This window comes from Methanobrevibacter sp. UBA212, from assembly GCF_905233225.1.
Lineage (GTDB): Archaea > Methanobacteriota > Methanobacteria > Methanobacteriales > Methanobacteriaceae > Methanocatella.
Genome location: NZ_CAJODJ010000018.1, coordinates 60,363 through 68,222, shown reverse-complemented (window position 1 = coordinate 68,222; position 7,860 = coordinate 60,363). Strand labels below are relative to the sequence as shown.

13 protein-coding genes are annotated in these 7,860 nt (G+C 37.5%); 1 reads left to right on the top strand and 12 read right to left on the bottom strand.

Annotation, left to right across the window (positions count from 1 at the left end; translation table 11 throughout):
- A partial coding sequence (locus tag QZ138_RS06290; protein ID WP_292887581.1) for a hypothetical protein occupies positions 1-929 on the top strand: 929 nt, incomplete at its 5' end.
- Between the two features lie 16 nt (positions 930-945).
- On the opposite strand, the gene QZ138_RS06285 is transcribed toward QZ138_RS06290, so the two are convergent.
- From QZ138_RS06285 to QZ138_RS06230, 12 genes are all read right to left on the bottom strand, one after another.
- Positions 946-1,215 carry a transcriptional regulator gene (locus tag QZ138_RS06285; protein WP_292887577.1) on the bottom strand — a complete coding sequence of 90 codons (270 nt, stop codon included), beginning with the start codon at positions 1,213-1,215 and terminating at the stop codon, positions 946-948.
- A gap of 22 nt (positions 1,216-1,237) precedes the next feature.
- Entirely contained in the window at positions 1,238-2,395 is a 1,158-nt protein-coding gene (locus QZ138_RS06280; RefSeq protein ID WP_292887574.1) for a hypothetical protein, read from the bottom strand.
- A gap of 1 nt (position 2,396) precedes the next feature.
- Positions 2,397-3,479, bottom strand: a complete 1,083-nt coding sequence (locus QZ138_RS06275; RefSeq protein WP_292887571.1) for a hypothetical protein — start codon at positions 3,477-3,479, stop codon at positions 2,397-2,399.
- A gap of 14 nt (positions 3,480-3,493) precedes the next feature.
- On the bottom strand, positions 3,494-4,333 hold the full coding sequence (locus QZ138_RS06270) for a hypothetical protein (protein ID WP_292887568.1): 840 nt from the start codon (positions 4,331-4,333) through the stop codon (positions 3,494-3,496).
- A 6-nt stretch (positions 4,334-4,339) separates the two neighbouring features.
- On the bottom strand, positions 4,340-4,681 hold the full coding sequence (locus QZ138_RS06265; RefSeq protein ID WP_292887566.1) for a hypothetical protein: 342 nt from the start codon (positions 4,679-4,681) through the stop codon (positions 4,340-4,342).
- Positions 4,682-4,765: 84 nt separating this feature from the next.
- Entirely contained in the window at positions 4,766-5,692 is a 927-nt protein-coding gene (locus tag QZ138_RS06260; RefSeq protein WP_292887563.1) for a collagen-like protein, read from the bottom strand.
- Positions 5,693-5,719: 27 nt separating this feature from the next.
- Entirely contained in the window at positions 5,720-6,352 is a 633-nt protein-coding gene (locus QZ138_RS06255; RefSeq protein WP_292887560.1) for a hypothetical protein, read from the bottom strand.
- The gene (locus tag QZ138_RS06250) at positions 6,349-6,942 is read right to left on the bottom strand and encodes a glycosyltransferase family 2 protein (protein ID WP_292887557.1); all 594 of its coding nucleotides are present in this window, start codon (positions 6,940-6,942) and stop codon (positions 6,349-6,351) included. Before QZ138_RS06250 ends, QZ138_RS06255 begins: the two co-directional genes overlap by 4 nt.
- The gene (locus QZ138_RS06245) at positions 6,939-7,196 is read right to left on the bottom strand and encodes a hypothetical protein (protein ID WP_292887553.1); all 258 of its coding nucleotides are present in this window, start codon (positions 7,194-7,196) and stop codon (positions 6,939-6,941) included. Before QZ138_RS06245 ends, QZ138_RS06250 begins: the two co-directional genes overlap by 4 nt.
- A 27-nt stretch (positions 7,197-7,223) precedes the next feature.
- Positions 7,224-7,472, bottom strand: a complete 249-nt coding sequence (locus QZ138_RS06240) for a hypothetical protein (protein ID WP_292887550.1) — start codon at positions 7,470-7,472, stop codon at positions 7,224-7,226.
- Positions 7,469-7,633, bottom strand: a complete 165-nt coding sequence (locus tag QZ138_RS06235) for a hypothetical protein (RefSeq protein ID WP_292742736.1) — start codon at positions 7,631-7,633, stop codon at positions 7,469-7,471. Before QZ138_RS06235 ends, QZ138_RS06240 begins: the two co-directional genes overlap by 4 nt.
- The gene (locus QZ138_RS06230) at positions 7,630-7,821 is read right to left on the bottom strand and encodes a hypothetical protein (RefSeq protein ID WP_292742734.1); all 192 of its coding nucleotides are present in this window, start codon (positions 7,819-7,821) and stop codon (positions 7,630-7,632) included. The genes QZ138_RS06235 and QZ138_RS06230 overlap by 4 nt, the downstream gene beginning before the upstream one ends.
- Between the last annotated feature and the right edge of the window lie 39 nt (positions 7,822-7,860).

Below are 7,860 nucleotides of genomic sequence, written 5' to 3'. Positions count from 1 at the left end.
TGCACCAACCAAACATCACCAATACAGCAAAATTAATGAGAGACAGCATGGAAAATTCAAAATCCGCAATTGAAAGCATGAGAGCTTTAAATAATTATCCTCCCTATATAGCCAGTAATGCATTAACTATGAGAAATAACTTGGAGGACATTCAAAGGATTGCTCAAGAATTTAGTATTCTAAAATATGCAAGTATTATAGATTTTATAAGTAATCTGGACTTGGATTTAATATCTCAAAGTTATGAAAATAGGTTTTCTGGCAGATATGAAAAACAATTTGATTTGTTTATAAGAAATAGTGGTTGGTTAATTCCTAATTGTGCTTCTGAAGAGTTTATTGATTCATTATATTCTTCATTTGATAATAATGAGAATATTGATAAAAAATTTGTAGAGTACTTCTCAGATAATGATTTTGGAGTAATTTTAGAATTAAAAGAAAAATGGAATTCAGAAAATTTAATTCCTAGATGTAACTTAAAAATTATTTCTAATGCTATGAATTTAATTTTAAATGATAATGGGCATGAATATTCTGATATTATCATTCCATCATTACTTTCGCAAATTGATGTTTTAATAAGTCAAGTTTTAATTAAAAATGGGTACACTGAAAAAAATAGGAAATTTTATAGTGACACTTATGGCGCTGCAAATTTAGGTAATATTAGGACATTCAGAGAAAACTTTGCAGAAAATATTATCGATGATTGGGAAGAACATCATGTGAATTTTTTATTAGAAAATTTATTTGCAAATAATGATTCAGATTCAGAAATCCCATTAATTCTTAATTTTAATAGACATGACATTATGCATGGTTTGGACAATGAATATGGTACTTTTGAGAATTTAATTCGATGCTTATTAGTTATTGATTTTCTAAATGATTTTCTTTCAGATGATTTACAATATCGGTTGAATTAAAATATTGTACCTATCATCACCATTCTAAATTTTTTACTACCTCATCACCAGTATCAGTTAATCTGTACAACCTACCTTTTCTAACTTCTGGATTGATACATTCAACTAGATTATGTGCTTTTAATTCAGACAATATTTTTGAAATATGATTTGTGTTAATCCCTGAATCTTTAGCAATAACGCTTGGAATCTTAACATTGCCCTCCAAAGCTTTCATTACTTTTGTTCTGTATTTTGACATTTGAACATAGCTAATCTCTGTTAACATTTCATCGGTTAGGTCCATTTTATCACTTATTTATTATTTATTAACTTCGTACAAAATAAATTGTATCCTCATCATAACTACTTAAATTATCATATGCTGATTGTGTCATGAATCTAAACTTACCAAAGACCCCATATTCAACACCCATGTAAACGGGACCAGTAACTTTTGCAAGATACATTTGTATGCCTCCGGAATGTTTTAATGGTATCACTGAATAGGGATTAAGAGATTCACTATCCCAAGAACTTCCATTATACTCCTTAATAGCCATGACTGAACTTGTGCAAATAGCTACACGATAACCTTCGCTAACCCCTGTCGGCAGTGTTGTTGTGGTTTGTATTTTATCCACAGGCAGTTTCCATCCTGCTTCCTCATCACTACCAACACCAGTATCACCTTTAGATCCGGTATCACCCTTAGCACCAGTATCGCCTTTAACACCTTGTGCTCCAGTATCTCCTTTTAATTCATCGAAGGATATTGTTACTGACCCTTCCTGTGAAGTAATGATTATCTTACCTGCCTCATGATTAACATTAACGGTTGGTGAAAAGCCATTAGCACCCGTTTCGCCTTTGCTTCCTGTATCTCCCTTAGCACCCGTTTCACCAGTATCTCCTTTCTCTCCTTTAATGTTTCCAACGTTTTCCCATGATGAACCATTCCAGACATAAAGAGATCCGTTGACCAGATAGCTGTCTCCATCATTACCAGTAGGGTGATCATTAATCAGTTCCTCGTAAGAATCATACGAACCTTTAATAGTAAGACCAGTGCCAGTAGCTCCAGTGTCCCCAGTCGGGCCGGCCGGTCCAGTATCTCCACTAGGTCCTGTGTCTCCAGTATCTCCCTTAGGTCCAGGTTCTCCTTGCGGTCCAGCTGGTCCAGTCTCGCCTTTGTCTCCTTTACTGCCTTTCGCACCAGTATCTCCTTTAACACCTTTATCACCAGTATCACCTTTATCTCCCTTGATTGAACCTGCATTTGCCCAGCCAGTTCCATCCCAATAATAATAGCTACCGTTGACAATATATGCATCGCCTAAGCTGCCTGAAGGATGAACTTGAATGAGCTCATCATAAGTATTGTAATGTCCTTTTATCACTGTTCCGATGCCAATGTCTCCAGTATCCCCTTTTGGTCCGGTATCGCCAATTACACGACCTATCTCTATCCATTCTGTATCTGCCATTTTAATCTCTGCTCCATGGTTCAATTAAACATTCTCTAAATCTTATTTTTCCGCCGTAATCGTAAATCATGAATGCTGGAAAGACTGTTTGCATATTGGCTATTGCATCTGGAAGTGATGAGCTTTCATATGTATAATAAACAGCATCATTCCAATAATGTGAGATGGTTGCCTTAACATAGGAACCATCGTACCATAATTCAAATTTAAAAGCACCATTCAATGTTAATTGTCCGTTACTTGTATTTATCTCATTTATTGCATGATTTGTTCCTGAATATTTCAGACCCTTTTTGCCTGGATATGCTCCAAGTTCGAGAATCTTATTGTCACGATAATGAGATAGATTTTTCGAATTCAAAAGACAGATTCCACTTGCCCATCCACTTGATGATGAATACATTGGACTTACAATAGCTGAAAAGTGAATTCCAGTATCCGTTAAGTCAATCCCATCAAGCAAACTGGTTGGTATCATATATGCTGCCTGTGAAGATCCATATGTTTTTGAAACTTCAACACCGTTGGCATAATCATAGTCACTGTTGAATTCATCAACTTCAGTAATGGTGATGTTAGCTGAAGATGGATATTTAAAAAGGGTATATGACTCAGAACTTACATCATACTCGTCTTCATATCTAAAAGCCAGTACTTCCAATTCCAAATCAATTCCTATAAAATCATTAACTAATGCTTTGATTGATAATGTATCTCCGGCGTTTTCTGGAATGTATGAGCAGCTGGCTTGCCCATTATCAAATAATGAGGTTAAATGAATTTCACTTCCACCGTTGACGCTGATGAAGAAATCCGCAACACTACCGTCTGGCAATTCCTCATCATCATCTGAATCCTTATAAACTTTAACGTAAATAGGTTGGCCTACTGAAGCAAAATCATTATATGATGTGCTAGGAGTCCCGCTTGTTGGATGAATCAGAAACCAAATCCGTCTTGCCAATGTGAAAACATCATCATCATTATAATAGACTATACCGTGATGTGTTAACAATTCCCTTAATGCATTCCGTATATTTGTTAGTTTTGTATTTGTACTTATTACATCACTTGCAATTGACATTAACAACTCCTCCTTTATAGTATATTTAATCTGCATGGTGATGCCAGGTATAATCTTGGAATATATGAAAGTCTTCCAAGGTTGTTTCCATAGCTTACAAAGCCGAATTTAAGATCAGCACTATCATATCCTTGAGGCAGATCAGATAAATCAAACCAATCATTCCATAGGAATTTCTTATCCTTAAACCAGTATAATTCCAAATGATCACCATTATGCAGCAGTTTTAATATGAATTTCTGATTTGCAGAATCATAAGTCCCATAATCCATTTTTGTTATTGTTGGACTTGTACTGTTATTGAATATTGCATATGCTGGATAATATGTTCCAGAATCCAAGGTAATTCCAATGTAAAATCCAGTCATGCCGGAACCTGCAGTTGGAATGCCATAACTGAATCCTACTCCAGAAAATCCTCCATTGTTGTAGTTTTGCATGCTTCTTCCATAGACCACCAAATCAAAATCATCAGTTGGATTAACGGTTCCAGTATTAAATTTGCCCCATGAAGTTGACGGTCCGCTTGATGTTTTTGATAATGATTGAAGATACCAATTGTCAGTATCTGAATATGGTGTAGGATATGCCGTATTCCATCCAAGATAATCAGAGCCCGTAACTTTAACGCATTCGCCTAATTTATTGTTAGTGAATGTTGTACTTCTCTCGATTACCCATGCTGGAGGATTATTGATTAAACTAATTAACCGGTTAATTGAATCATTGCCTGAATAGCTAGTGCTTAAATCATCCAGTTCATTTCTAAGCAATCCTCTCAGATTAGTCAATCTTGCATTTAATTCCTGTTCGTTTTCTAATATTTCTGAAAGGTCGGGAGCTATAAAACTCATGGTTAATCAGCTCCCAAGTAATGTTAAATTAGCGCTTTGTGCGGATGTTATTGTTCCTATTTGATTGCTGATGTTTTGTATGGCGGTAGCTATTGCATTGTTAGTTACTGCATTTGTAGAGTCTGTTGTATCTAAAGTTGAGACAATATTGACTGGACCTGCAGGGCCTGTTGCACCGGTATCTCCAGTGTCACCTTTCGGCCCTTTTATTTCGCTGAGATATAGGAATACTTCATCGTCACCTGAACCGAAATAGATAAAGCCATGTGCTGAATCTTTTATTATTCTTACATTGTCCCCGTCTGAACCTGTATCTCCTTTAATATTTCCTACATTTACCCATGACATCATTTATCACCTTTTTTTATAAAAAAAGGAAGTGCCAACATTAACGGCCGGCACTTCCTATAGGGAATTTATGGAATTAGTTTCTTATTGGAAAACGTAAAGTTCTCCGTCAACAAGATATGCATCGCCGGTTGTACCAGTCGGATGTGCTGCAATCAAATCAGCGTAACTGGCGTAACTTCCTTTGATGATGGTGCTGTATCCTTGAGGACCCATTTCACCAGTATCTCCAGTATCGCCTTTAGCACCGGTATCTCCAGTGTCTCCTTTGGCCCCAGTATCACCTTTTTCTCCAGTGTTACCAGTATCTCCTTTTGCTCCGGTATCACCGGTTTGTCCAGTGTCACCTTTCTCACCTGTTGCACCGGTTGCTCCGGTATCTCCGGTTTCTCCTTTGTCCCCAGTAGCGCCTGTAGCTCCGGTTGCACCAGTATCACCTTTTGCACCGGTATCACCTTTAAGACCTGTTGCACCTGACATGTCAGTTACGAAAGTGAATTCACTTGCTCCTTTCAAGTATAACTTTGCGTTGTCCGGATCTTCAACATCTGATTGGATGGCTACAAACATTCCTTCAGGAACATTGGCCGCATCGGCTTCCATAGCTGCAACGGATGCATATGTTTTGTAAATGCTGAATGGATCTCCAGTATCACCGGTTGCACCGGTTGCTCCGGTATCTCCAGTAGCTCCTTTGTCCCCGGTGTCACCTTTTTCACCTGTTGCACCGGTAGCACCAGTATCTCCTTTGTCCCCGGTGTCACCTTTTTCACCTGTTGCACCGGTAGCACCAGTATCTCCTTTTTCACCAGTTGCTCCGGTTGCTCCTGTAGCGCCTACGTCTCCGGTATCACCTTTGTCACCTTTATCTCCTTTATCACCAGTCAATCCAGCTAACTGTTCTGGTGTGAAGTCGGAATATTCAAAAGCTTTACCTGTGTCCCCGGTGTCACCTTTATCACCGGTATCTCCTTTTGGTCCTTTAATAGTACCTACGCTTGTCCATGCCATATATAAACACCACTATAAATTTATTTTTTAATCATTGTGCCAAACGAAGAGTTCGCCATCCACCAGGAATGCATCACCCTCATTGGCAGTTGGATGTGCTGCTATCAGTTCTTCGAAAGTATCATAAGACCCCAAGATAACAGTAGCAGCACCTGTATCTCCGGTGTCTCCTTTCTCTCCTTTACCTCCAAGACTTACTTGGAAACAATTGACATAATTGTATTCATCTGAATTTGCAACAGGATGAAATGCCAGAAACTCACCTGCATTATCGACAATGGCTCCGTTTGGAGATAATTTAATCCTATCTCCTGCTTTAACATTAACGATTCCAGAAGCCAGTTTCAAACGGTAAAGTCCTCCTAAGAGAAGCACACTTCCCTTTCTCTCCCCATTTGTCATTACAACCGGTTCATTGACAAGGACCCCTACAGGAACTTCCGTATCGTCGCCGGCGTATTTTCTTAAGCTTTCTTTTCCTATTGCAGATTTGTCTGAAATACAAAGTATATCGTCTACCATGCACTTATTGGAATACTCATATCCAAGACTACTACCTGATGCAGTTATTACATTATCGACTAATGTTTTAACCCCATCATCCAATAAGAAGGTAGTAATCTCCTTTCTTTCTTCCAATAAAACAATTGTATCACTCATATCATCACGTCAAATATATGATTTCCTTTAACGGAAGGATCACATTTAATGTTAAAACCTCTTTCACTGGCCAGATTGCAGAAATATAAATCTTCAGACAATACTGTATCATTTGGATAGGTGACAAACTTGAAATATGGATATTGAAGTTTGCTAAAGACATTAACATTGATTAATGCAACTCCAAGTCCCCCTCCTTTGACTTCAATTGGCCTTGGCACTTCATGGATCATTGTCTTTCCTTTGATGCAGTTGTCATCGTTGAAGTCCTTGCCGAAGGTATAGATGATTGTCTGATCTGTTTTTGTTCTCTTGCGATAATACCATCCAAGTGCAATATCTGATTCACATTCAAGTAACTTGACTAAAGCATCTGAAGGAAGCTGAATGTCTGAATCTACCATCAATACATAGTCATAATTTCCAGCCATTGCATTTTTGGCTATCTGGTTTCTAGCTTTAGCGCAGTCATATCCTGCAACATAATCAAAGTACAGACTATATCCTTCAGGCCTTGTCAGACCATATATGCTTTTGAAGCATTCTGGCTTGATGGACTCAAAGGTTGGAACTGCAATCAATATCTTCATTCACTTTCCTCCAGTTTTTGGATTCTTGACTCCAAATCCTCTAAAGTTACCTTGTCTTCACGCTCACATCTATACTCATAAAAGTCGATTAATGCAACAATAATGATGGCTAATGTAAACGGCAATAGTCCTTCGATTAAACTCCACTTTGTTGCGTTGGTCATGATAATGTTGATAGCTACTGCTGTTAAAACGGCACTTGAAATTGTTTTGGTAAAGTTGCAGATGAGTATCTTCTTTTTTATTTTGTTCATGATAACAATATCCTCCAAAGAAGCTTATCATTCTTCAGGATAACCCAAAACCCTTTTAGCTTTCTTTTTAGCGCTCTCAACATCTCCTTGACCTCTTATCCTACTTGCATAATGGCTGGCTATGCCTAACACTATCATAAGGATACAGTAGGGAACTGTATTTTCTGTAATGCCCAAAGACTCAGAGTATAACATGACGACTGGAATAGCTGTGACTAGAAATGAAGTTAAAATGTCAATGTCCTTTCTGTTTTTTTCCAACCATTCATAAATCATTGTTTTTCCTCCTTTTCTGTGTAAGGTTTGTTTGTATGGCTTAGGATTATGCCATCAACGCAAATCTTTTCTTCGCTTCTGTATACTTCTTCAGCATTCTCTTCAATGTTTATCCAGGATTCGTACTCTTCTAAAGTTTCAAAGTATTTGATGTATTTCATTGTGCCTCCCAAGTAATTGAATAATATAGAATACCATCTTCGATTTTAAATGATATAATGGGTTTGACGGCATAAGGATAACCAGAGTCAACGTATTTGGTGCCGTTCCAGTAAAACCAGTGCCCTGTTGACTGGTCTATGTATGGCCCTTTGTTTTCAAGTGTTCCCACCAGTTTCCTTATTGTCATCTTAAACCTCACTATAATATTATATTTTTTATTATATAA

Coding starts and splice junctions, on each gene's coding strand:
- QZ138_RS06240 (WP_292887550.1), bottom strand. CDS start 7,472: ATGATTTATGAATGGTTGGAAAAAAACAGAAAGGACATTGACATTTTA.
- QZ138_RS06285 (WP_292887577.1), bottom strand. CDS start 1,215: ATGGACCTAACCGATGAAATGTTAACAGAGATTAGCTATGTTCAAATG.
- QZ138_RS06265 (WP_292887566.1), bottom strand. CDS start 4,681: ATGTCATGGGTAAATGTAGGAAATATTAAAGGAGATACAGGTTCAGAC.
- QZ138_RS06230 (WP_292742734.1), bottom strand. CDS start 7,821: ATGACAATAAGGAAACTGGTGGGAACACTTGAAAACAAAGGGCCATAC.
- QZ138_RS06260 (WP_292887563.1), bottom strand. CDS start 5,692: ATGGCATGGACAAGCGTAGGTACTATTAAAGGACCAAAAGGAGATACC.
- QZ138_RS06280 (WP_292887574.1), bottom strand. CDS start 2,395: ATGGCAGATACAGAATGGATAGAGATAGGTCGTGTAATTGGCGATACC.
- QZ138_RS06235 (WP_292742736.1), bottom strand. CDS start 7,633: ATGAAATACATCAAATACTTTGAAACTTTAGAAGAGTACGAATCCTGG.
- QZ138_RS06270 (WP_292887568.1), bottom strand. CDS start 4,333: ATGAGTTTTATAGCTCCCGACCTTTCAGAAATATTAGAAAACGAACAG.
- QZ138_RS06275 (WP_292887571.1), bottom strand. CDS start 3,479: ATGTCAATTGCAAGTGATGTAATAAGTACAAATACAAAACTAACAAAT.
- QZ138_RS06245 (WP_292887553.1), bottom strand. CDS start 7,196: ATGAACAAAATAAAAAAGAAGATACTCATCTGCAACTTTACCAAAACA.
- QZ138_RS06255 (WP_292887560.1), bottom strand. CDS start 6,352: ATGAGTGATACAATTGTTTTATTGGAAGAAAGAAAGGAGATTACTACC.
- QZ138_RS06250 (WP_292887557.1), bottom strand. CDS start 6,942: ATGAAGATATTGATTGCAGTTCCAACCTTTGAGTCCATCAAGCCAGAA.